Source organism: Paenibacillus paludis (genome assembly GCF_042610515.1).
Lineage (GTDB): Bacteria > Bacillota > Bacilli > Paenibacillales > Paenibacillaceae > Paenibacillus_AQ.
In genome coordinates this window covers 27,403-49,285 of the sequence record NZ_JBGJZP010000018.1, presented here as the reverse complement: position 1 = coordinate 49,285, position 21,883 = coordinate 27,403, and the positions used below count along the sequence as shown (strand labels likewise).

At 49.0% G+C, this 21,883-nt stretch carries 24 protein-coding genes and 1 riboswitch; of the genes, 5 read left to right on the top strand and 19 right to left on the bottom strand.

The window, feature by feature from the left end:
• Position 1: 1 nt before the first annotated feature.
• The gene (locus ACAN56_RS26625) at positions 2-1,195 is read right to left on the bottom strand and encodes an NAD(P)/FAD-dependent oxidoreductase (RefSeq protein ID WP_038596116.1); all 1,194 of its coding nucleotides are present in this window, start codon (positions 1,193-1,195) and stop codon (positions 2-4) included.
• Between the two features lie 328 nt (positions 1,196-1,523).
• On the opposite strand from ACAN56_RS26625, the gene ACAN56_RS26620 reads away from it, so the two are divergent.
• On the top strand, positions 1,524-2,498 hold the full coding sequence (locus ACAN56_RS26620; RefSeq protein WP_379146679.1) for an NAD(P)/FAD-dependent oxidoreductase: 975 nt from the start codon (positions 1,524-1,526) through the stop codon (positions 2,496-2,498).
• A gap of 131 nt (positions 2,499-2,629) precedes the next feature.
• Here ACAN56_RS26620 and ACAN56_RS26615 read toward each other — a convergent pair whose 3' ends face one another.
• Both ACAN56_RS26615 and ACAN56_RS26610 read right to left on the bottom strand, forming a co-directional pair.
• Positions 2,630-2,773 carry a sporulation histidine kinase inhibitor Sda gene (locus ACAN56_RS26615; protein ID WP_076112513.1) on the bottom strand — a complete coding sequence of 48 codons (144 nt, stop codon included), beginning with the start codon at positions 2,771-2,773 and terminating at the stop codon, positions 2,630-2,632.
• Positions 2,774-3,098: 325 nt separating this feature from the next.
• A complete protein-coding gene (locus ACAN56_RS26610) occupies positions 3,099-3,761 on the bottom strand; it encodes a YheC/YheD family protein (protein WP_038596121.1) in 663 nt (220 codons plus the stop codon).
• 312 nt (positions 3,762-4,073) lie between these two features.
• Here ACAN56_RS26610 and ACAN56_RS26605 point away from each other — a divergent pair, with 312 nt between their 5' ends.
• Positions 4,074-4,283: a hypothetical protein gene (locus ACAN56_RS26605; RefSeq protein ID WP_076112514.1), complete on the top strand. Its 210-nt coding sequence runs from the start codon at positions 4,074-4,076 to the stop codon at positions 4,281-4,283.
• 399 nt (positions 4,284-4,682) lie between these two features.
• Here ACAN56_RS26605 and ACAN56_RS26600 read toward each other — a convergent pair whose 3' ends face one another.
• The 4 genes from ACAN56_RS26600 to ACAN56_RS26585 form a co-directional block, all read right to left on the bottom strand.
• Positions 4,683-4,886: a DUF4177 domain-containing protein gene (locus ACAN56_RS26600; protein ID WP_340896713.1), complete on the bottom strand. Its 204-nt coding sequence runs from the start codon at positions 4,884-4,886 to the stop codon at positions 4,683-4,685.
• A 15-nt stretch (positions 4,887-4,901) separates the two neighbouring features.
• On the bottom strand, positions 4,902-5,210 hold the full coding sequence (locus tag ACAN56_RS26595; RefSeq protein ID WP_379146584.1) for a GNAT family N-acetyltransferase: 309 nt from the start codon (positions 5,208-5,210) through the stop codon (positions 4,902-4,904).
• Positions 5,211-5,354: 144 nt separating this feature from the next.
• Complete coding sequence (locus ACAN56_RS26590) at positions 5,355-5,582, bottom strand: hypothetical protein (protein ID WP_076112516.1); 228 nt, start codon at positions 5,580-5,582, stop codon at positions 5,355-5,357.
• A 17-nt stretch (positions 5,583-5,599) separates the two neighbouring features.
• Positions 5,600-5,959, bottom strand: a complete 360-nt coding sequence (locus ACAN56_RS26585) for a HesB/IscA family protein (protein ID WP_038596130.1) — start codon at positions 5,957-5,959, stop codon at positions 5,600-5,602.
• A 351-nt stretch (positions 5,960-6,310) separates the two neighbouring features.
• Here ACAN56_RS26585 and mqnE point away from each other — a divergent pair, with 351 nt between their 5' ends.
• Positions 6,311-7,417 carry an aminofutalosine synthase MqnE gene (gene mqnE, locus ACAN56_RS26580; RefSeq protein WP_038596132.1) on the top strand — a complete coding sequence of 369 codons (1,107 nt, stop codon included), beginning with the start codon at positions 6,311-6,313 and terminating at the stop codon, positions 7,415-7,417.
• A gap of 83 nt (positions 7,418-7,500) precedes the next feature.
• Positions 7,501-8,562: an NAD(P)/FAD-dependent oxidoreductase gene (locus tag ACAN56_RS26575; RefSeq protein WP_076112517.1), complete on the top strand. Its 1,062-nt coding sequence runs from the start codon at positions 7,501-7,503 to the stop codon at positions 8,560-8,562.
• Between the two features lie 34 nt (positions 8,563-8,596).
• Here the strand turns inward: ACAN56_RS26575 and ACAN56_RS26570 are convergent, their stop codons facing one another.
• On the bottom strand, positions 8,597-8,851 hold the full coding sequence (locus ACAN56_RS26570; protein WP_038596137.1) for a YuzB family protein: 255 nt from the start codon (positions 8,849-8,851) through the stop codon (positions 8,597-8,599).
• Between the two features lie 82 nt (positions 8,852-8,933).
• Here ACAN56_RS26570 and ACAN56_RS26565 point away from each other — a divergent pair, with 82 nt between their 5' ends.
• Positions 8,934-9,182 (top strand): NifU family protein, encoded by a 249-nt coding sequence (locus ACAN56_RS26565; protein ID WP_038596139.1) that lies wholly within the window; start codon positions 8,934-8,936, stop codon positions 9,180-9,182.
• 228 nt (positions 9,183-9,410) lie between these two features.
• On the opposite strand, the gene ACAN56_RS26560 is transcribed toward ACAN56_RS26565, so the two are convergent.
• The 11 genes from ACAN56_RS26560 to ACAN56_RS26510 all read right to left on the bottom strand — a co-directional run bounded on the left by ACAN56_RS26560 (position 9,411) and on the right by ACAN56_RS26510 (position 21,702).
• The gene (locus ACAN56_RS26560; protein WP_076112518.1) at positions 9,411-10,289 is read right to left on the bottom strand and encodes a MetQ/NlpA family ABC transporter substrate-binding protein; all 879 of its coding nucleotides are present in this window, start codon (positions 10,287-10,289) and stop codon (positions 9,411-9,413) included.
• Positions 10,290-10,341: 52 nt separating this feature from the next.
• Positions 10,342-10,971: a methionine ABC transporter permease gene (locus tag ACAN56_RS26555; protein WP_052092688.1), complete on the bottom strand. Its 630-nt coding sequence runs from the start codon at positions 10,969-10,971 to the stop codon at positions 10,342-10,344.
• 38 nt (positions 10,972-11,009) lie between these two features.
• Positions 11,010-12,026 carry a methionine ABC transporter ATP-binding protein gene (locus ACAN56_RS26550; RefSeq protein ID WP_076112519.1) on the bottom strand — a complete coding sequence of 339 codons (1,017 nt, stop codon included), beginning with the start codon at positions 12,024-12,026 and terminating at the stop codon, positions 11,010-11,012.
• A 102-nt stretch (positions 12,027-12,128) separates the two neighbouring features.
• Positions 12,129-12,271, bottom strand: a riboswitch (SAM riboswitch).
• Positions 12,272-12,360: 89 nt separating this feature from the next.
• Complete coding sequence (locus tag ACAN56_RS26545; RefSeq protein ID WP_379146577.1) at positions 12,361-13,101, bottom strand: Cthe_2314 family HEPN domain-containing protein; 741 nt, start codon at positions 13,099-13,101, stop codon at positions 12,361-12,363.
• A 135-nt stretch (positions 13,102-13,236) separates the two neighbouring features.
• On the bottom strand, positions 13,237-15,021 hold the full coding sequence (locus ACAN56_RS26540) for a UbiD family decarboxylase (RefSeq protein WP_379146574.1): 1,785 nt from the start codon (positions 15,019-15,021) through the stop codon (positions 13,237-13,239).
• Positions 15,022-15,119: 98 nt separating this feature from the next.
• Positions 15,120-16,052 carry a COX15/CtaA family protein gene (locus ACAN56_RS26535; protein ID WP_038596152.1) on the bottom strand — a complete coding sequence of 311 codons (933 nt, stop codon included), beginning with the start codon at positions 16,050-16,052 and terminating at the stop codon, positions 15,120-15,122.
• A 108-nt stretch (positions 16,053-16,160) separates the two neighbouring features.
• A complete protein-coding gene (locus ACAN56_RS26530; RefSeq protein WP_379146571.1) occupies positions 16,161-16,505 on the bottom strand; it encodes a thioredoxin family protein in 345 nt (114 codons plus the stop codon).
• A gap of 107 nt (positions 16,506-16,612) precedes the next feature.
• Entirely contained in the window at positions 16,613-18,238 is a 1,626-nt protein-coding gene (locus ACAN56_RS26525) for a putative polysaccharide biosynthesis protein (RefSeq protein ID WP_038596157.1), read from the bottom strand.
• A 21-nt stretch (positions 18,239-18,259) separates the two neighbouring features.
• The gene (locus tag ACAN56_RS26520; protein WP_340896701.1) at positions 18,260-18,745 is read right to left on the bottom strand and encodes a DUF456 domain-containing protein; all 486 of its coding nucleotides are present in this window, start codon (positions 18,743-18,745) and stop codon (positions 18,260-18,262) included.
• Positions 18,746-18,779: 34 nt separating this feature from the next.
• Positions 18,780-19,517 (bottom strand): Cof-type HAD-IIB family hydrolase, encoded by a 738-nt coding sequence (locus ACAN56_RS26515; protein ID WP_038596162.1) that lies wholly within the window; start codon positions 19,515-19,517, stop codon positions 18,780-18,782.
• A 73-nt stretch (positions 19,518-19,590) separates the two neighbouring features.
• Positions 19,591-21,702 carry a peptidoglycan D,D-transpeptidase FtsI family protein gene (locus ACAN56_RS26510; protein ID WP_340896699.1) on the bottom strand — a complete coding sequence of 704 codons (2,112 nt, stop codon included), beginning with the start codon at positions 21,700-21,702 and terminating at the stop codon, positions 19,591-19,593.
• Between the last annotated feature and the right edge of the window lie 181 nt (positions 21,703-21,883).

Sequence of the window (21,883 nt, the reverse complement as noted above, 5' to 3'; positions counted from 1 at the left end):
CTTAAAGGAATCTTCCTTTTTTGAGCACCAGAGGGATGCCGCCGATAATGAACAGGTAACGCATATCCACAACCTTCTTCAGCTGCGCCGCGGTCCAGCCTTTGTATGTCTTATCGCCTACAACGGCAATACCTTGTCCTTTTCCAAGGGAGGCTACGGTGCCTTTGTTGCTGAAGGAGAACTTCTTCGGCTGCTGGCTGCGGATCGCCGCCACCAGGTTAAATGCGCAACATTCGCCCTGCTGCATGGCAATTTGTGCCGTCGGCGGATAAGGGCGTCCTTCCGGATTAATCATCAGGGAGCCGTCGCCAATAATAAAGATATTCTCATGTCCCGGTGCGCGCAGATATTCATCTATCTTCACACGTCCGCGCATCGCTTCAAAACCGGCAGCTTCGATCAGCCGGTTGCCGCGGATTCCGCCGGTCCAGACGATTGTGGAAGCCTTGATTTCCTCGCCGGTTGCGAGAATAACGCCATTCGGCAGACATTCCTTAATAGCTACTCCGATCTTGAAGGTTACCCCCTTCTTCGTAAGCACCGTCATCGCATGCTCAACCAGCTCAGGGGCAAAGCCCGGCAGCGCCGTCGGTGCCGCTTCCACGTTGTAGATATTCACCATACTAGGATCTACATCATATTCTTTGCACAGCGCAGGGATACGGTCAGCCAGCTCAGCTACAAATTCGATGCCGCTGAAACCCGCGCCGCCCACAACGAAATTGATATGCTCCTGTGCATTGTTCTCATTCTTGTATTTGGCAAATTGATATTCGATATGCTCGCGGATCAGCCGTACCGAATTGATGCTGCGAATAGTAAGAGCATATTTATCAAGTCCCGGAATGCCGAACGTTTCAGGCTCGCCGCCTAGCGCGATCACAAGGTAATCATACGAGAGCGTACCGTCCTCGAGAATGACTTTTTTCTGTTGGGTACGGATTTCCTGCACGGAAGATTTCACGAGATCAATCTTGAATTCATCAATCAGTTTGGAGATAGATACGCGTGTATGTTCAATGCTGTCCGTTCCCGCAGCAGGCATATGCAGGTGGGTAGTGAAATAGTGATACTCATGTCGGTTAACTAGCGTCACATCGGCTTCATTGTAATTCAAAGCCTTTTGCAGCCGCTGGGCAGTTAAAATACCTCCATATCCCGCGCCTAGGATAACGATTTTTGGAATACTGCTCATGTTCCGGCTCCTTCCAACAGGTAAATCTGTCTATGTGTTATTTTTTGTAAAAATATTTAGCGTTCTTTTGTGAATTTATACACTTAAATTCAGAAGAATTTCCAATTAAACTTAAAGGATTTCTAAAATAACCATATCCATTGTAAACCTTAGTACCGTTTTAATCAAATATTATCATGCGAAAAAACGTCACAATTTTCAGGTCATTTAAAGCCTTTGCAGGGTGGTCCCACAATGTTTATAATGAGTAAGTACACTAGTATGGCAAATTGAATATATCAACTCGGAGGTGTAATATTACGTGACATTAGAGCAATCCGGCGTTCCTATGAGCGACCTTCTAATTATAGGCGGCGGTCCGGCCGGCATGTTTGCTGCCTTCTACGGCGGAATGCGTCAGGCATCAGTAACCCTTATTGAAAGTATGCCCCAATTGGGAGGGCAGCTCGCTGCTCTTTATCCCGAAAAATATATTTACGATGTGGCAGGATTCCCCAAAGTTACCGGACAGGAACTGGTTGACAACCTTTCACGGCAAATGGACCTGTTCCAGTCTAACATCTGTTTGGAAGAAAAGGTCGTATCTGTCGAGAAACGTGACGAACGCCATTTCGTCGTCACTACCGATAAAGCGGAATACCATAGCAAGGCTGTCATCATTACCGCCGGCGTAGGCGCGTTTGAACCGCGTCGCCTGGAGGTAGCAGATGCACAGCGTTTTGAGAAAGCCAATCTGCATTATTTTGTAAACGATTTGAATGCATTCAAAGGCAAGAAGGTGCTGATCAGCGGCGGCGGGGATTCCGCAGTGGACTGGGCACTTATGCTGGAACCGATCGCCGAGCAGGTAACCCTGATTCACCGCCGCGATAAATTCCGCGCCCACGAGCACAGTGTAGAGAATCTCATGGCCTCCAAGGTGAAGGTAATTACCCCTTCGGAGATCACAGAGCTGCATGGTGAAGAATTTATTACCAAGGTCACCTTGTCCCATATTAAGACCAAAGAAACACAGGAAATTGAAGTCGACAGCGTAATCGTCAATTTCGGCTTCGTTTCTTCTCTTGGACCTATCGCTGAATGGGGCATTAACATTGAGAGCAACTCCATCGTTGTTGACTCGCATATGGAAACAAGCATTCCGGGAATCTTCGCTGCCGGCGATATTACCACCTATCCGGGCAAGCTGAAGCTGATCGCTGTAGGATTCGGCGAGGCGCCTACCGCTGTGAACAATGCCAAGGTATATATCGACCCTGAAGCCAAGCTTTCACCGGGACATAGCAGCAATCTTAAGCTTTAAGCCAACTGCCAATACTTTCACAATAAAAGGGTATCCTTTCAGGTTGATTCCACTTCAACTTGAAAAGATACCCTATTTAGTGCCGCTTGCGGTTAAAGATAAGCAGCTGCTGCAGAAATAGTCTATGATCTTTAATGTAGAACCGCATGTACTGGAGAGTGTAAGTTCCGTTTGCGAATTTCAGCGAGTAAAAGAGCGATGAAATCATGCTCTAATTGGAGCTCTATAGCTCTCTGATAAGAGTCCAACAACATCTCATCCGACAATTCAACCATAACGTTCACCTACCTTTCCTTTATTTGGATCTGAATCTATCATAGCAAACTATCATTTTTCGAACAAGCGTTCTCATTATCCACAGCCAGCTGTGGAAATCCTGTGCATAATATGTGAGTAAGGGTTGCGAAGGCCCATGCTCCGCAGTGGAATATGGGGATAATAGTTATGCACAGGAACAAACCACAGAATATTCTGCAAAAATATTTTCGTCATGTTCAAATATTTAACATTTATTACCTCATATTACCTCGTAAGCGGCATAACTAAACGCTATTCTATCTTATTACTATTACTATCGTCAATTCTTAAAATAGTGTTTAATTATTGTGGTCTTGTATTTACTTCCAGAATCCAGATTTTCCCGGAGTTATCTATAGCATAATCAAATCCCAACTCGCCTATTCCCGGAAAATGACGTTCCATCAGCTCTGTACATACTAAGGTTAGTCGCCGCATCTCTGCTTTTTTGGTGGCCGTTCTGTTACGGGGCAACGATTTTCTCAGCCCTTCACGGCAGCTCATCATCGTTCCGCCCTTGCATAGGTTGGTTACGAACAGCCCCGGACGAGCTAATCTTCCCACCATGGAGCGAAACTCCCAACGGGCTCCGTTCTTTACTACCTTAACCCGGTAATCAATCGGGCGCCCGGCAATCCGGGCCAGTGAGATGCCCTGCTGCATCAAATATTTCCGTCTTACCTTCACACGCTCGAGCGCCTGCCTCATGGAAGAGAAATCCCCGTACACGCGTGTTTTGTCCATATATGTGAAGCCGTATCCACGCCCGTCCAGAAACACTTTAATTACTCCGTAACCCCCGCCGCCTACGACAGGTTTAATCACAACATTCCCATAACTTCTCAGCATTTTCAGCAGCCCGGCAGCACTGTATTCCCTTGTTCTCGGAATGTAACCGGCAACCCGCGCATCGCTAAGCAGCGCTTCGGTCTTCAGCCATTTGCTGGCCAGTTGTCTTCCCGCCATTTTAATCCCGCTCCTTTCGCATTCCCAGCCTACCCTATACATTACTCAGGAGCAGCCCCGCCTTCCTGTATGATTGTCCGTGTAAGAAGGCGTTCACAGCAAAAAAGGGCATATGGCTCCGGGGCCGTATGTCCTGGGACTTTATCCGCACTGCGCTATATTCATCCGCATCATCCGACAATCATTTTTTCGACGGCAACAGCGCGGTTATTTTGACGATTCAATAGAAATGATTCGATGTAGAGCCTCCGCAGACTAACTGGAATAATCTTAAAATTCATTGTATTATTGCGGTAAGAGGAGGGATCCTTAGTGGCACAATTGTTCGAGGTATTGTATTGGGTGGCTATGATTGGTATGTCTGTTGTCTTGGCGGGTACCACCATCCTTGTCTGCGCGCTCGGCTTCAAGTTTATAAAAGACCGCCGCAGAGTGCTTGGCGCCAGTTGTATCGCCTTCTCCATGGGAGCCGCCGCTTTAATCGTGTTTATGATTAACTTCAAGTTTATCCTTCCGGCCTGATTGCGGCGATCGTTTCACTCCTTCATTGCAGATACTATACTCTATGAAGGAGTGAGAGGATGGCTTGTGCAGATGGACAGCTTCATTCGCTGAGATCTATTAACTACTTATATATATAAGTTGAACTTTAGACTTACCAAGCCGGCATAGAACGCAACTGCGGTGAATATTTGGACTTCCGGCCGCTGTTGTCTTCGGATTTCTTGATTTTAACCGCTATTTAGCGGTAGAAATCCGAAGACAAAGGCGGACACTACCGTTCCTCCAGTTCCAAAATTCCCCTCCGCTGCTTTTGCCTCTAGGTAGTTCTTTAGTTCAACTTATATAGAAGCAATTGCTATGACGGGCAGGTAATAGGCAATATCGCTGTAAAAGAGGGTTCCTCCCTATTCCCGTACTTTACGGCCCGATCAGCTTCCTTTTAAAGACAACAATGACATCTTTGGAAGCCCCCTGCGCCTGGCTGGTGTCAAAACAGGATACAAGCTCCCAGCCCTCCTTACCATAAAAATTCAGCTCCTCCTGAAATTCCGAATTATCAACTCTGCCGCCCCAAAATCCGCCGGTCTTAAATTTAATTGTTTTGTATTCCCATCGCTCCATGTGGCCGCTCCTTTCTTACTGCCCCCAATACCGGGAATTAAAGCAATAACCTATCTCTCCCTGGCCCTGCTCAGGCGTATAGATTCCGCAGCCGCCAATCAGCTGATTGGTCTCTTTCAGAACCACTGCAAATTCAAAAACTTTACGCGGTTCCTGATGCTGCTGGCTGATTGTTAAATGAAGATAGGCTCTTGTTTCCTCTTCCGTATTGGGCCCCCACATCATATGCTCTACTACCCTTGGGTCCGATGCGTAGCTGTGAACCGCTGCAAAATCCCCGGGCGAAAACTCCCTGATCATCAGCCGTTGTGTTTCAATGATCAATTCAGATCACTTCCTTAATATCAATAGTAATGTGCCGTATGGTTCATTTATGCTCCAGTATATCAGGCACACTAAATATTGGAAATACAAAAAGACTCCAAGGCGATTAACCTTGAAGTCTCATTCTGCACGTCATGAAGGGTGTTACAAACGTTTCTCTGGAGATTTGCGAAAAGTACGTTTTAGCAAAAGCACCAAGAAAACCAGTACAAAAACAATAAAAAAAGCTGTCAGGAAAAGTCCTGTGCCTACCCAAAAGCCGTAATCAAAAAGGCCTGCAACATCTTCCGGTGTGAAGATAAGATTGATTACTGTTGGAATAGTTATAAATATCAAAGCGTATATTAACGCCTCTTTCAGTATCTTTGACACTAAACGGCCCTTCCCATTCAGCAAGGCTCAGCTGCAGGCTTGCCGGCATCGTCCTTCGTACGGAAGGAGGAACCGCAGCCGCAGGTGGCGGTGGCATTCGGGTTATTAATGGTGAACCCGCCGGTCATGCCGGATTCTTCGAAGTCAATCTCAAGACCGTTGAGATAACGGATGTCGTCTTTACTTACAACTACCTTGAGATCAGCGACATCCAGGTAGACATCCTGCTCGCTCTCGTTATCGTCAAAGCCCATGGCGTAGGAGAACCCGCTGCAGCCCCCCGGTGTTACGCCAAGGCGAAGGAACATGTTGGGCAGCTCCTGCTCAGCCAGCATTGTCTTGAGTTGTTCTGCCGCTGTTTCACTAATTGTAATCATGATCTCAACCTCCTGAAAGTTTGTTAGCCTATCTGCTTCTTATGCTATGACAGCCTTCCGGCCAAAAGTAATTTTCTATATTAAATTAAGTATACCCCACTCTTCCCATGCCCTCAAGTCATATCTGCTGCTTTGGATACGATTTATCCGCTCTATACTTCAAGTCTCAGCGGTTGCTCACCCTTGGAGAGAGGTTTATAATAGGGGAAGCGATATACGTAAAAATTCGGAAAATTGTCACGGAGGCCATCAAAGCCTCCATTTTTTACGCTGGACATCACGTGTTTTAGCAATTTTCGGTTACGATTCTGCGGGTGCATTCACCTCGCCAAACCTTCAGGAGGAAATCATATGTCTACTCTTATCACACCCCACACAGACGCCAGAATGGCGAACATTATCGAAAAGGTTCGCGGCGGAGAACGATTAAATTTGGAAGACGGCGTTTATTTATATGAGAGCAACGATTTGCTCACGATCGGCCAGCTGGCTAATGAAGTCAACCAGCGCAAGAATGGAAACAAGGTATATTTTATCGAAAATATGAGCCTTTATTTCACCAATGTTTGCGAATCCCACTGTGCATTCTGCAATTTCCGCAAGGATGACGGAGAAGAAGGCGCTTATACCCTTTCCGGTCAGGAAATGGTGCAATATGTCGAACAGCATATTCATCCCGGCGTACGCGAATTCCATATTGTCGGCGGCCATAATGATAAGGTGCCCTTCCAATATTACGTTGATTCGCTGAAAGCTCTGCATGAGCGGTTTCCTGAAGTTACCTTAAAAGCCTATACTGCGGCGGAAATTGACTTTTTCACCCGGATCAGCGGACTCAGCATCCGTGAAGTACTGGAGCAGCTGCGCGCAGCCGGACTCCAATCGCTTACCGGAGGCGGAGCTGAAATTCTCTCTGATCAATACCGTAAAAAAATGCGCGTTGATAAAGCAAACGTCGAAGAGTATCTGGAAGTGCACCGGGTTGCCCATCAGATGGGCATGAAGACGCACACCACCATGCTCTACGGCTCCATCGAATCCCACGAGGACCGCATCCGCCATATGCTGCAAATCCGCGAGCTGCAGGATGAAACGAACGGATTTATGGTATTTATCCCGTTGTCCATGCAGCCCAAGAACAAAAACGCCGGGATTATGCGCCGCAACTCCGCGTACGAAGATCTTAAGACAATTGCGATCAGCCGTTTGATGCTGGATAATATTGACCATATTAAAGCTTACTTCATTAATATTGGCGCGCAGCTGACTCAGGTTGCCCTAAGCTTTGGAGCTTCCGACGTGCATGGCACGATCTTAAAAGAACGGATCAGTCACGCCGCAGGTGCTTTAACTCCTGAAGGTCTGACACGCGAAGAATTGATCTGGCTCGTAAAAGGCGCCGGACGGATTCCGGTTGAACGGGATACCTTCTACAATGAAATCAAGGTTTACGAATAATTAAACGACTGAGTTAGCCGGAATTATCCTTCGCTGCTGCAAAAACCATATTTGAGCACTACTCGAAAGGAAGATCGGTCTGCATGAGAACACTACTCGTCCTGGGTGGCGGCTACGGCGGCCTTGCCCTTATCCAAGAACTGCTCAACAACCATCTCCCTCATGATATGGAGATCGTCCTAATCGACCGGATGCCTTATCAGGGAATCAAGACAGAGTATTATGCGCTTGCTGCAGGGACGGTGAACGATTACCATTTACGCATCCAGTTTCCCGTGCATCCGCGTCTGACCGTCAGATATGGTGAAGTAGGCTCCATTGATCTGGAGAGCAGAATGATATTCATGGAGACCGGCGAGCCGGTTTCCTATGATATCCTGGCGATCGCTCTCGGCTGTACAGATAATTATCATGGCATTCAAGGAGCAGAGCAATATACCTGCAGTATCCAGAGCTTCTCGGAAACGCGGGAAACGTATCGGCGGCTGAATGATGTGAAGCCTTATGGAACAGTTAATATTGTAGGCGGGGGATTAAGCGGAGTGGAAATTGCCGCAGAGCTGCGTGAAAGCCGTCCTGACCTGAATATTTCTATACTGGATCGCGGGGAACGCGTGCTGTCGGCTTTTCCGGCGAAGCTGTCCAAGTATGTGGAAGAATGGTTCAGCGAACACCATGTCGAAACACTGGGCAAAATTTCCGTATCTCATGTAGAAAAGGATGCCATCTATAATGGCACCCAGGCTATTCCTGCTGATGTTACTGTATGGACCGCCGGAATCCAGCCGGTCCGGGTAGTCCAGCAGCTCGAAGTAGCGAAAGACCGCAGTGGCCGGATCATGCTGGACCAATATTACAATATAGCGGATTATCCGGAAGTGTACGTGCTCGGTGACTGCGCCAGCCTTCCGTTCGCTCCAAGTGCTCAGGCAGCCGGAGCGCAAGGGGAACAGGTAGCACATGTCCTTCAGGCGCTGTGGCGTGGCGAAACGCCGAAGCTCCATGCGATCAAGCTAAAGGGAACGCTTGGTTCCCTGGGCAAACATGCCGGTTTCGGGCTGATGGGCCGCCGCTCCGTCATGGGACGTGTCCCCCGTCTGCTGAAAAGCGGCGTACTGTGGATGTCCAAACGGCCTTTGGGTTAAGTTAAGGTAGGCCAAGGATAGGACTAGCCCTTGGCTAGTCCAGTTCCAGATTGTCCCATGCTTCCTGTTCCTTAATTGCGGCCTCGATGGCTGCTTCCAGTTCCTCCGGAGAAGCTGCTTCAATAATTTCGCCGTCAACCATGGCGAATGGCTGCAGGTAGCACTCGCCGCAGTTGTTCAGACAACCGTATTCAATGACATCGTATTCCGGATTTTGTTCCAGCTTTTTTTTCAGCGGTTCCGTGCCATGGCCAATATTACTGGCACAAAATTCAATAATTGGTCTCATGATGCTCTCCCTATTCTGCACTAACCATTTTATTTTTTAACTTTTTGTACTATAATGAACTTACGAAAGGAGTGATTGAGAAATGAGTGAGAATGTACAAAGCACCACCATGTATGATGAAGTACTGGAAGTGCTCGATAAACTTCGTCCGTTCCTGCAGCGCGATGGCGGTGACGTCGAACTGATCGATGTTGAAGACGGCATTGTTAAGTTGAAGCTTATGGGTGCCTGCGGCAGTTGCCCCAGCTCCACGATCACGTTGAAAGCCGGGATCGAACGCGCCCTCCTTGAAGAAGTAGAAGGCGTAGAAGAAGTTGTTCAAGTATTCTAATCCCGTTTGATACCGATCCCGGATCTTCTGAGAAGAAGACCCGGGATTTTTTTGAACTATAAGAATTTATAGGCTTCACACTACGGCGAAGCCGTTTCCACTTGTTATATGTATTATAGAGGATTTCACATTTCGCAACAACCGGAGTGCTAAAAACCCCGCATGCCTATTTCTGGCATGCGGGGTTTTCCGTCGTTGTAATTCTGTTAAGTCAGCTAAGGCAGCAGCTTAAAATGCAGGGATAATCGCACCTTCGTATTTCTCTTCGATAAATGCTTTAGCTTCCGCAGAGTTCAGAGCTGCAGCCAGCTTCTGGATAGCATCGGAATCCTTGTTATCAGGACGCGATACCAGCAGGTTGGCGTAAGGGGAATCTGCTCCTTCAATGAACAATGCATCTTTGGTTGGAACAAGGCCGGCTTCAAGTGCAAAGTTGGTGTTGATCAGAGCAATATCGACTTCATCAAGCTGGCGTGGCAGCATTGCTGCATCCAATTCAATGATCTCAAGGTTCTTTTTGTTTTCGGTAATATCCGCTTTGGTGGAAGTGATATTAGTGTCGTCTTTCAAGGTGATCAGGCCGTTTTTGGCCAGCAGGATCAGTGCGCGTCCACCGTTGGTGGCATCGTTCGGAATGGCTACTTTCGCGCCGTCAGCCAGTTCATCAATCGATTTGATTTTTTTGGAATAAGCGCCGAAGGGTTCAACGTGAACAGCAGTTACCGATACCAGATCCGAGCCGTTCTTTTTGTTCTGGTCATCAAGGTAAGGCTTGTGCTGGAAGAAGTTCGCATCCAGTGCCTTTTCGGCAAGCTGTGTGTTCGGCAGGATATAGTCTGTAAATTCTTTGATCTCCAGCTTGATGCCTTGTGCTTCAAGCAGCGGAGCGATAGCCTTGAGAATTTCAGCATGCGGCACAGGAGATGCGCCGACCACGAGGGTTACAGGTTCTGCAGCCGGTTCGGTCGTTGGCTCTGCAGAAGCATCTGTTGTTGGTGCATTCGTTGCGGCGGAATTGGCCACGTTATTGGTATTGTTATTGTTGCCGCAAGCAGCCAGCACCAATACCAAGGTCAAGCTGAAAAATGTGAGCAGTACTTTCTTCATCTGTAAATCCCCCTTTAATAAATGTATGAATAAGGCTATATATGGACGTACCTTATTTCCGGGTAAAAAATCTAACCAGCCGGTCTCCGGCCATTTGCAGCAGCTGAACTAGTATAACCATCAGCACTACGGAGATAATCATAACTTCTTTCTCATACCGGTAATAACCGTAGCGGATTGCCAGGTCACCAAGACCGCCGCCGCCGATCATCCCCGACATCGCGGTGTAGGAAACGAGCGTAACGAGAGTGATGGTCACTCCAGCAAGCAAGCCTGGACGAGCCTCGGGCAAAAGTACACGCATAACGATCTGCCCTGTAGAAGCTCCCATTCCTTGTGCTGCTTCAATCACGCCCCGGTCAACCTCACGCAGTGCCGTCTCCACCAGTCTGGCAAAAAACGGAGCCGCACCGATGACCAGCGCCGGAATCGTACCGAGCACACCTATCGAAGTCCCCATAATCGACTTGCTGAAAGGAATCAATGCTACCATTAGAATGAGAAATGGAACGGAACGCAGGATGTTTACAAGTAGTGATAATACCGAGTAAATAACCCTGATAACAATGTTATTTGATCTTCCCCATAAATATAACACAATTCCGAGTGGTAAACCAAGAATAATTGTGAATATTCCGGAAAATGCCAACATTTTTAGTGTAGCCACTGTAGCATCAAGCATTTCTTCCCAATTAATCGTATTAAAATTCAAGCCGCCCACTATGAAATCACCTCCACATCAAGCCCCTGCGCCGTTAACTCGGCGATTGTGGCTTCAACCGCTTCAGGAGACCCTTCAAAACGGACAATCAGCTGGCCATAAGGCACATCTTTAATTGTGGAGATTGTCCCCTGTAAAATCGCAAAGTTGACCCCGGTGCCGCGGGCCACATGGGACAAGGTAGACTCGTACGTTTTTTGTCCCAAAAAGGTAATCTTGACGGCCTTGCCGAAATCACCGTTCACTGCATCAATGGCCGCCCGAAGAGGCCCGTCCTGCTGAGTTTCACTACGGATAAACTCCTTGGTTACTTCATGCTTGGGCTTCAGGAATACCTCTGCGACATCCCCCTGCTCGATAATACCGCCGCCATGAATGACTGCGACCCGGTCACAGATGCTCTGTATGACATGCATTTCATGCGTAATCAGCACAATCGTCAGATTAAATCGCTTGTTGATATCGAGCAGCAGACGCAGGATGGAATCCGTTGTCTGCGGATCCAGCGCCGAGGTCGCTTCGTCGCATAGCAGCACATCGGGATCACTAGCCAAGGCACGGGCCACGCCCACCCGCTGCTTCTGTCCACCGGACAGCTGGGCAGGATATTTGTTCAGATGTTGTTCGAGACCAACCAGTGTTATCAGTTCCTTCACTTTATGGTCAATTTCTTTTCCCGGAGTGCCCATCAGCCGCAGCGGAAAAGCGATATTATCGTATACTGTAGCCGAAGTGAGCAAATTGAAATGCTGAAAAATCATTCCGATTTTACGCCGCTGCACCTGCAATTGCCTCTGATTCAGCGCCGTCAGATCCACACCGTTCACCCATACCTCACCCTCTGTCGGACGCTCCAGCAGGTTAATGCAGCGAATTAGGGTGCTTTTTCCCGCTCCAGAATGGCCGATTACTCCAAAAACCTCACCTTTTTTGATGGACAGGTTCAGATCCCAGAGCGCTGTAGCGGCCTTGCTGCCTTTTCCGTAGACCTTGGTTAAACCTTTTAGCTCTATCAATTGCTGTCCCCCCTCTCTTTATTTCTATTTCTATAACATCAAAAAGACCTCTTACGATCGATTGCAGATCGCAAGAGGCCCTGTGCGTTTATTAACAATGCCTTCTCATCTGCCAAAGACCGCAAACCGCGCGGTATTGTAGGAATTAGCACCATGACATTCATCTAAAACGCGGGTTGACGCGTATTACACAAATCGGTTGCCGGGCTTCATCGGGCCTATCCCTCCGCCGCTCTCGATAAGATTATGATATGAAATTAGTTGCCGTTCTCTGTGAGAAACGAATGCATGCCTAAGTATAGTAATTTTCAGGTTTTTTGTCAAAGGGAAAGTTTTACTTGGAGCCGTCCCCTGCTTTCAAGGCTGCCGCGTTTTTACGCCACTGTTCATTGCTGTAACGGAACGAAGCGCTTAAAGATTTGCACACCATCTCAAGGCACTGCTTCAAATCCTCCAGATGACTGTCCAAATCTTCAAGCTGAATTTTATCATGCAGACCTTGATGTCTTTGCCAGAGATCATCCTGCATTTCCGCATTCATATAATGAATTTCGGCGTTGCGGCGTTTGCGCAGATTCTGCAGCGGCTCCCGGTAAGAGTTCTTGATATTCTCCAGTTCTTCCGCCAGCGACGCATGCGCTTTGAGCAATTGAAATTGCCGCAGCACGGTGAAATATGAGAAATGGGCTTTGACCTTGGTCGTGTTGAGATTATACAGACTGTTCAATACAGTTCCAAGCTTGTCCAGCAGTGAGAAGACACGAATAAAGCCGTTTTTATAAAAATAAACATAACGGGCATAATCGCCCTGCTCGATCACCGTCATATCATCCATATAACCGGCAACAACCAATTTCCGGTAAAAGGCTGCCGCGAACCAGCTTTGCTCCAACTCGTCCAGGGAGGAAATCAGCCCGCGCGTCCATATCTCCAGCTTGCGGTATTCATGGTCGTGGTCCTCATGCGCGTTCATTTCCTTGCGCAGCATCGCTGCAAGCTTCGCCATGTTATCCATGGCTTCAGCCAGTACACCGCCGTTCTCGCGCGGCGGTTCTCCCAGTAATATCCGCAGCATGTTTTGTCCTCCTTAAAGTTTTGTAAGCATTACATCCTGAATCTACTTCGTACAAAACTCGCTTCGGAAGCATTCGCTTAGTTTTGTGAGCAATTCTTCCTGATTCTTCTTCGTACAAAACTAATTTCGGAAGCATTAACTTAGTTTTGTGAGCATCGGGAAATAGTTCTTCCAGTTTTGGTCGACCACCTTCACAATATCCCCGCACTGTTCCAGCTCATCCGGATAATCAGGCTTCATGCGGGCGTCGATAACAATTGGCAGCTTATAGCCAATGTGATGGCGGTTAACCTTGGATTCTGCGTAAATATCGCTCGCCGGATTAAACCGGGTGAACACAGTCCACAGAAAGGAGGTTTGCGTCTGAGCGGTTTCAGCGGCGTGATCCACCAGTATGACAAGCGGCCATTCCGTTTCGTTCTGGCGCAGTTCGGCGATCAGTCTCAGCGGAAGCTCAGGGTCGTCTATATAGGATGCACCCGATACCGTTAAACATCCTCCGCAATAAGGAACAACGCCGGTAATTCCGGGAAGCACTCCCTCATTATAGGTACGGGGAAGCACCCGAACCGGGGATCCGATGCCCATCATTACGCCTTTACTGCCGCGGTTCAGCTTGTGTCCGGTATAATCCGAGGTATCTTGAGCCGTATTATTCAGCACAACCAGATCAGTTTGCGGATCGAAACGCTCCAGTACCGTTTCCAGCAGCTTGGGGAAATCGCAAAGATCCACCGGTTCATTCGTCAGCAGCAGAAATTTGGTCAAAGACAGCTGGCCTTCTCCCAGAATGCGGAAAGCCGATGCCAGCGCTTCGCGCGAATAGCTTTCGCGCACAACGGCGGATGCCAGCGAATGCGAGCCGGCTTCGGTATAAGACCACAGTGCCTTGACTGACGGCATCAGCAGCGGATAGGCCGGGGATAGGAGGCGCTGAAGAAAATCCTTCAAATAATAATCCTCCTGGCGGGGTTTGCCGGCAATCGTTGCCGGATAAATCGCATCCTTGCGGTGCCACATCCGCTGAACATGCAGGACAGGGAAATCATACTGCCGGGAATAATATCCATAGGGATCTCCGAAAGGTCCCTCCGGGCGACGTTCCAGCGGCGTTACAAGACCGCGGATGGCGAATTCGGATTCAGCGGGAATCCGGTGTCCACCCATGGGATCCTTAACCATGGGCAGCCGACGGCCCAGCATTAGCGAAGCCAGCAGCAGTTCAGGCAGCCGCTCCGGCAGGGGAGCAATGGCTGCGGCAATCAGCGCCGGCGGGCCGCCGAGAAATACGGAGACTGGCAGAGACTCGCCGAGCAGTTCAGCCTCACGGTGATGAAAACCGCCGCCTTTATGGATTTGCCAATGGACACCTGTTGTATTGTCATCATAAATTTGCACACGGTACATTCCAAGGTTACGGTTCAACGGATTGGTAATACTCTCGGTATATACTAACGGAAGGGTGATCAGCGGCCCGCCATCCTCGTGCCAGCTTGTGATTCTGGGCAATTCCTGCAGCGGGTCGGTACTGCGGCATATGCCCAGCACAGGCGCTTCACCCTGCGGCACATCTTTGACGCCGACCTTGAGCAGATCATACAGCAGGCCTTTTTCTTTCCATATCGCCGAGGGGGTGGGCGGCAGCAAAGTTTCCACCGCCCCCGTCAGCGACTTCATCAGCTGCTCGGGCCGGGTCCCAAATGCCTGGTTTACCCTGCGGACCGTCCCGAATAAATTTGTCGCGACCGGAAAAGGGGTTCCTTTTACATGGGTAAAGAGCAATGCCGGCCCTTCTTCCCGTACCACACGCCGATGAATCTCCGCCAGTTCGAGATAGGGGTCCACCGGAGTATCAATCACAGCGAGATCCTTATCCTTTCTCAACTGCTCGATCCATTGACGCAAATTATCGTATCCCACTTTATTGTTCCTCCTCAAACCTGGCTGAGTGCCCAAAGTCTGATTGGCAGTCTTACTGAGAACTAACGATACAGGACAGACGAACATTTCCCCTGCATTTAGTTTGATTTATTCTTTCTGCTCAGCTGCCATACACGCACACTCATGTAGCACAAGACTCCGAACAGTCCAGCAATCAGTAAAATATGGGCCAGCGCAGCAAATATGTACAATTGTTCGTTATACAGCGTATGCACCACAGCCGCACCGCTGAGTACCTGCAGCAGGCAGAGCACAACCGCGGCAACGCCCAGAGCCCTCAGCTCAGGCCATGCTCTGTGTTTCCAATAGGCTAAATGTCCAAGCAGTGCGATCAGAACAAACAGCAGTGCCGCCGCAACCCGGTGTACAAACACTATGCCTACACCACCAGACAGCTCGGGAATCCATTCCCCATTGCAGAGCGGCCAGCCGGAGCAGCCTCCCTGTGAATCCGTGTGGCTAACATAAGCTCCGATATAAACGACAATATATGAATATAACGCCGTAAACCACGTTAAGTTGCGGAACCCCCGGCTTACCCCTTGCCCGTAAGCCTCCTCTACGGCTCTAGATTCATGCTCGCGCTTCGTACCCAGCGCGAGCATGAGTGAGCTGGCGAAAGCTATTAAAGAGAAGCCCATATGCAGCGCCATCACCGCAGCTGACTGCGCTTGCATGACCGCAAGCGCTCCCATTCCACCCTGTACCACTACAAAAAAAAGTGTCAGCCCAGCATAAACAAGCAGTTCCTTCTGTCTGCGGGCATAACGCCAAAAAGCAAACATCGATATTAACGACACCAAACCCGCCAACCCACTGAACAAGCGGTGGGTGTACTCGATCATTGATCCCACGGTATAGGCTGGAATCAGCTTTCCGTGGCAGAGCGGCCAATCATGTCCGCACTCCAGTCCCGATCCCGTCTTCGTGACCACAGCGCCTCCAAGCAAGGCGAAAAACATTGTGAGGCAAGTGATGTAGCTAAGCGTTTTCAATTGATTTGTCGTCAATAGGATCACCCGCAATTTTCATAGGAATGAACTGGATAATATAAGGGAAGAAAGATTAAAAAAACACCGCTTCTGCTCTATCAAGGCGAAAGCGGTGTGCAAACTTCATTACTTGTGAATACTCAGATAAACCTCAAGCGCCGTATTCAGAAAATTCTCAATTTCCTCACGGGATTTGCGCAGCTTATTAACGAATCTTACTAGCTCACGGCCGTCGGTGTAAGCGACAAAGCTGGGAATTCCAAGAATGTTCTGTTCCTGGCTGACATCGCCTACCGCATCGACATCTACTTCGACAAGCGTAAGACGTCCATCGTATTTCTGCTCTACTTCAGGCATAAAAGGATTAATAAACTTGCAATCGGAGCACCAATCCGCCTTGAATACAGCTACGCTCAAGCGCGGTGATTGAATCGCTACCTGAAATTCCGCAGGGGAAGAAATTTTATCCATGGATTATCCAATCCTTTCTTCATCATTGAGTCGGTTACCCTTTAAGTGAAGCAAAATGTGCTCAGGAAGTCAAATAAAATAGACGAAATAAGACATTAATCATAGCATTATTCGTTAGTACGAACACGTTCAGGCTGAAGCTTCATCAGTGGTTTGAGCAGCTTCTGCAAAGCACGCGGATAACTGGCAACCTCCTGGCGGCTTAGCACACCCAGCACAATCAGGAGTACAAGATAAATTACAACAACAGCTGCACCTACAACCAGACAGGTAATCAGGAAAGCAAGCCGTGCAGGCATCAGATGGGTCAGCATCACTCCCGCTTCGTTCAGGCCGTAGCCAATTCCGCCGGAAGCGAGAACCGCAACGGTGAATCCGCCCCAGCGTTTACCCATAATCTCAAAAGGAACAATGGTTTTGAGCATGCGCAGATTAAGATAAGTAATGATGAAGAAGCAAAGCGCCGTTGCTGCAATAATGCCGTATATCCCGAAGGCGCGGCTCAGCAGGAAGTTTGAACCTAACTTCACGAGAAGACCTGCCATCACATAATACATGGAAATTCGCGATTTCCCCATTCCCAGCAGAATGGAGTTGGTTGTCATCATTGTAATTTGAAAAATCGTACCAAGCGTCAGCATCGCAACAATCCCGCTGCCGTCAAGACTGCTGAAGATCAGTCCGTTCACAGAATAGGCTGATACAACGAGAGCAAGTACAATTGGTGTTCCCGTTAATATCGAAATGCGCATCGCGAGCGTCACCTGGCGTTTCAAATGCTCTTCATCACGCCGGGCGTAGGCCGCTGAGATAATCGGAATCAGCGAGGTGCTTAGCGCAATGGACAACACAGGAGGTATTCCCGCGATACTCTGCGCCCGGCTGCCAAAAATCGCCAAAGCCTGGGTCGCTTCTGCCATGCCGATTTGCCCACTAAGCAATGGCACAATGAAGGAAGTATCGATAAAGTTCACTACCGGAACAGTAATTGAAGATAACACAATGGGTATAGAAAGCTTGAAAATATCCTTGTAAATACCCAGCAGCGGCAATTTGGCTTCATTGGTTTTATAGAGGGCCACTTGCTCCTCACTGCGGCGCAGCTTTATTGCATAATACAACATGACACCAAATGCACCAATACTGCCGAGCACACTGCCGAATGACGCTCCCGCTGCCATCCATGTATTGCTGTATCCCTGGCGGAGCAAAATAAAAGCGAGCAGCACGGCCGTGGATACCCGGGCAATCTGCTCGACAATTTGCGAGATTCCTCCAGCCATCATATTGTTGCGTCCCTGGAAATAACCGCGCATCATTGCGATGCAGGGGAACAGCAGCAGTGCCGGTGCAATCGCCCGAATGGCCAGGGTGCTCTCTGGAACCTTGGTATGTTCCGCATAATAAGGAGCAGCTATGTACAAAATTGTACTCATCAGCACACCTACAATAGCGGCAAATATAAGTGCGGCCCGGTACACCTGCTGCGCTTCATGCGGCCGGTTCAGGGCATAACGCTCGGATACCATTTTACTTAGTGTGCTGGGGATTCCGGCTGTGGCCAGCGGCAGCAGCAGCAGGTAGACGTTGTTCGCCTGCGTGAACGAAGCGTTCCCGATATCATCGAATAAATGCTCCAGCGGCACCCGCTGGACAAGCCCGAGCACCCGGGCCACGAGCGCAGCCGCAGCCAGAATAAGCGTGCCTTTGACAAAAGATTCTTTCTTGGACAAACTGTTTCGCCTTCTTCGCTGTTAATTTATTACGATCCAGATAAAGAAAAGGACCACCATGGCAATTTGCAGTATGATTTTGACTACCGTACTGCTGAATAAGCCAAGCAATGCACCGAAGCTGACCTTGACCGCTTTGCCGGGATTTGAGCCAGCCATCAGTTCACCTACAAAGGCCCCAATGAAAGGACCGAGGATCAGTCCAAACGCCGGAATGACAAACGGACCCAGAATCAGACCGATCGTGCTGCCGATGACCGAAGAACGTGAGCCTCCGAACTTTTTGACCCCCCAGGCCCCGACGACATAATCGGCTACAAATAATACGACGACAATCAGTGTCTGAATAATCCAAAACCAGACTCCGAAAGGTTCGAAGCTGAAGAACCACCCGTATACAAAGAAGGCCAGATAAATCGCCAGCGCACCAGGGAGAATCGGGTATACAGCCCCGGCCAGTCCGACCGCGAATAAAGCAATAATCAGAATCCAACCCAGAATCGCCATTGGCTCATCTCCTTCAAAGTTTTGATAGCACTTACTACAGGATATACTTTTGAATCACTTCAGCAATTCCATCGTCATTATTGGACGCTACCACAGCATCCGCCTCCTGCTTGACGGTCTCCTGGGCGTTGCCCATAGCAACCCCAAATCCGGCCTGCTGGATGGCAGCCAGATCGTTCAGACTATCGCCAACGGCAACAACCTGTGACATTTCGAGACCCAGCAGCTGGCAAACCTCGCGTATACCGGATGCCTTGTTGACACCAAGCGGATTGATCTCCAGATTATGCGGCGATGAATTGGTAATTTCGAGACCACCCATATCCTGAAGCCGCATCAGCAGCTTATGGCGGATCTCATCATCCTCTGTGGAATAACCGAATTTGAGCCATTCCCTGCTCAGAATCTCTCCATCCCAGTTGTTCCGGTTGTACACTTCATCCACCGAATATGCCCAGAACCAGATATCGTATTCCTGGGCAATATCATACATCTGCTGCACCAGCACCGGGTCCATCAGCGAGCGGCGGTACAGCTCATACGGAGCCCGCCATACTTCACTGCCATTCACCATAATCATCGGAGTCTTGAGTCCAAGCTGTTCAGCATAAGGCATGGCGCTTTTGGAAGCGCGGCCTGTGGAGAGACAGACGTGAACGCCTGCATCAACTGCCTTTTGAATCCATTCTACCGTTTTGGGGGTAATGATTTGTTCATCATTCAGTAAGGTTCCATCCATATCCAGTGCTAACAGGCGGTATTTGGCAGTCATTGCCACCCCTCCAATTTGTATGCTCATTTCAAGAGCTAATTATTTGGTCACTCGACCCGGCAGCATGGCCGCGTCAGTTGTTCGTCGTTCCGTCTGTTCCGCTTGCCGAGTCTGAGCCCTCTGCATTGGCATCGGTTTTCAGACTTTTCTTCGGCACTCCATCCAGTCCGTACTCATAGTCGTACGCGTCAAATATTTTTCGTGCAACCGGAGCGGCACTGCTGGAGCCGAACCCGCCCTCCGGAATAACAACCGCTACAGCAAGCTTGGGATTCTCGCGCGGGGCATAGGCAATAAATACCCCGTTATCGCGCAATTCCCCTTTACCCAGCTGCTGTGAGGTTCCCGTTTTGCGGGCAAAGTCATAAGGGAAATCATTAAACGCAGTAACATCGCTGTTCATGCCCTTTTTGATTTCGTTCCAGTAGGATTTGTCAAAGGTTGTTACTTCATCAAGTACCTCGCGTTTGAACTCTTTAACCACGTTGCCCTTGGCATCGGTGATTTTGCTGACCAGCTGCGGCTTGATCCGTACTCCTTCATTCGCCAGTGTCGTTACGTATTGGGCGAGCTGCAGGACCGTGTAACGTCCTTGCTGTCCAAATGAAGCATAGACCAGCGCAGCCTGGGCACTACCGGCAGCCTTGGTATCGGTATAGTTGATCTGTCCGAGATATTCATTGGGCAGTCCGCTTTTTGTAGATACACCGAGGCCGAATTCCTTCATATATTTATCCCAGACATTAATACCTTCACTATGATATTTCTCCCATAATTTCTTGCCAACCATGTCCACCATGAACGCATTGGAGGATTTCTCAATCGCTCTGGACGGGTCCATAGGGCCATACACGTGGCCGGAAGAATTTCGCACGGAGGATTTGTCATTTTTCCCGAAGTGGGCAATCCCCCTGTCCGTATAGGTAGTCGAAGTAGTGAAGAAGCCTTCATTTAGTCCTACAAGCACACTCAGAGGTTTAATGGTTGAACCGAGCAGCACCGTGGAGCCGAACTCATGACCCGACATCCCGGAGGAATACGGTGTAATGGTTCCGTTCTGGTAGTTGCCCATTATTTTCTTCCACACCTCGGTGTCCATTTTCTCGGCAGTCCACACATTGGTGTCATAATCAGGCATGCTGGCCATCGCAACAATATTGCCGGTATCGACTTCCATAGCTACGGCATAGCCGGTCAATGCATTCGGGTGTGTCTTGCCTTGTACCGAATTCGAGTGCAGCCATCTGATTTGCTCTGTAATGGCCTGCTCGGTCTTGAGCTGAATGTTCTTGTTGATCGTCATCCAGACATCATTACCCTTGACGGGGGGCACGACCGCCTCCACCTTCTCGGCCATATTCTGCGGACTCACCGAGATCACCTGATATCCGTTCTTGCCGCGCAGCTCCCGTTGGTACTGCAGTTCCAGGCCATCGAATCCGACAAATTCATCGTCTTTATAAGTGAGGCCGGGGTCCGCGTCCAACTGTTTCATCGCATTCTGAATATTCTTATAAATATTCAAGCTGTTGGACGACTTAAAGGGTTTGATATATCCGACAGTCTGTGCGGCTACAGATTCCTTGTCATAATGCCGGTTGCTTTCCTCCACAATCTCAAGTCCGGGATATTCGCTCTTGTGCTCCATAAAGTAGGCCACTTCCTGCGAAGTAAGGCCAGCCTTGATGCGCCGCGCCATAAAACCCGAATATTTCCGGAAATACAAATCCAGGGAATCAATAATATCTTTTTCAGTCAGCTTCTCAGCATTCGGATCACCATAGGCGCTAAAGTCCTTAACCAGCTTGGCCGCAAGGGCATCTGATTGGGCCTGCGCCTCCGGCGTAAGCACGGTTTCTCCCGTCACCTTATCCGTAACCTTGGCCGTGTATTCTTTAGTAAGTGTAATATAAAGCGACTGCACAGAAGTCGAGTAAGCGATGGGCTCTCCTCCCGCTGCACGAATGTTCCCTCTTATTGCGGCGAGCGGCACATTTTTGGTATCACGGCTTGTCTCCACCTCAGTCAGAGTTGGCCCTTCGACGAACTGTAAAACGGCAAGACGGACAATGATTACACAAAAGATAACAAACGTGCTAAAAAAGAATACATTGATCCGTAGGCCAAGCGAACTTTTGCTGTTGCTTTCCTCTGGGGGTGAGGCCTGCTTACGGAAAAAACTCACAGTTTTTCACTCCTCTACATCTAAAATAAACCTTTGTACCTGTGCTGACTCCATGTAAGGCCAAGTTCCTTACAGGCGCTTAGTCCAGTCACGATTCCCAGTCACAGGCATCAATAATTGCACGTGCGGCCAGTGTGCGCACGAGAGTGTTCATATTATCTTTCCTCAACATCGTTTCACA

Coding starts and splice junctions, on each gene's coding strand:
- ACAN56_RS26625 (WP_038596116.1), bottom strand. CDS start 1,195: ATGAGCAGTATTCCAAAAATCGTTATCCTAGGCGCGGGATATGGAGGT.
- ACAN56_RS26620 (WP_379146679.1), top strand. CDS start 1,524: ATGAGCGACCTTCTAATTATAGGCGGCGGTCCGGCCGGCATGTTTGCT.
- ACAN56_RS26615 (WP_076112513.1), bottom strand. CDS start 2,773: ATGGTTGAATTGTCGGATGAGATGTTGTTGGACTCTTATCAGAGAGCT.
- ACAN56_RS26610 (WP_038596121.1), bottom strand. CDS start 3,761: ATGGCGGGAAGACAACTGGCCAGCAAATGGCTGAAGACCGAAGCGCTG.
- ACAN56_RS26600 (WP_340896713.1), bottom strand. CDS start 4,886: ATGGAGCGATGGGAATACAAAACAATTAAATTTAAGACCGGCGGATTT.
- ACAN56_RS26585 (WP_038596130.1), bottom strand. CDS start 5,959: ATGATTACAATTAGTGAAACAGCGGCAGAACAACTCAAGACAATGCTG.
- mqnE (WP_038596132.1), top strand. CDS start 6,311: ATGTCTACTCTTATCACACCCCACACAGACGCCAGAATGGCGAACATT.
- ACAN56_RS26575 (WP_076112517.1), top strand. CDS start 7,501: ATGAGAACACTACTCGTCCTGGGTGGCGGCTACGGCGGCCTTGCCCTT.
- ACAN56_RS26570 (WP_038596137.1), bottom strand. CDS start 8,851: ATGAGACCAATTATTGAATTTTGTGCCAGTAATATTGGCCATGGCACG.
- ACAN56_RS26565 (WP_038596139.1), top strand. CDS start 8,934: ATGAGTGAGAATGTACAAAGCACCACCATGTATGATGAAGTACTGGAA.
- ACAN56_RS26560 (WP_076112518.1), bottom strand. CDS start 10,289: ATGAAGAAAGTACTGCTCACATTTTTCAGCTTGACCTTGGTATTGGTG.
- ACAN56_RS26555 (WP_052092688.1), bottom strand. CDS start 10,971: ATGCTTGATGCTACAGTGGCTACACTAAAAATGTTGGCATTTTCCGGA.
- ACAN56_RS26545 (WP_379146577.1), bottom strand. CDS start 13,101: ATGCTGCGGATATTACTGGGAGAACCGCCGCGCGAGAACGGCGGTGTA.
- ACAN56_RS26530 (WP_379146571.1), bottom strand. CDS start 16,505: ATGGATAAAATTTCTTCCCCTGCGGAATTTCAGGTAGCGATTCAATCA.
- ACAN56_RS26520 (WP_340896701.1), bottom strand. CDS start 18,745: ATGGCGATTCTGGGTTGGATTCTGATTATTGCTTTATTCGCGGTCGGA.
- ACAN56_RS26515 (WP_038596162.1), bottom strand. CDS start 19,517: ATGACTGCCAAATACCGCCTGTTAGCACTGGATATGGATGGAACCTTA.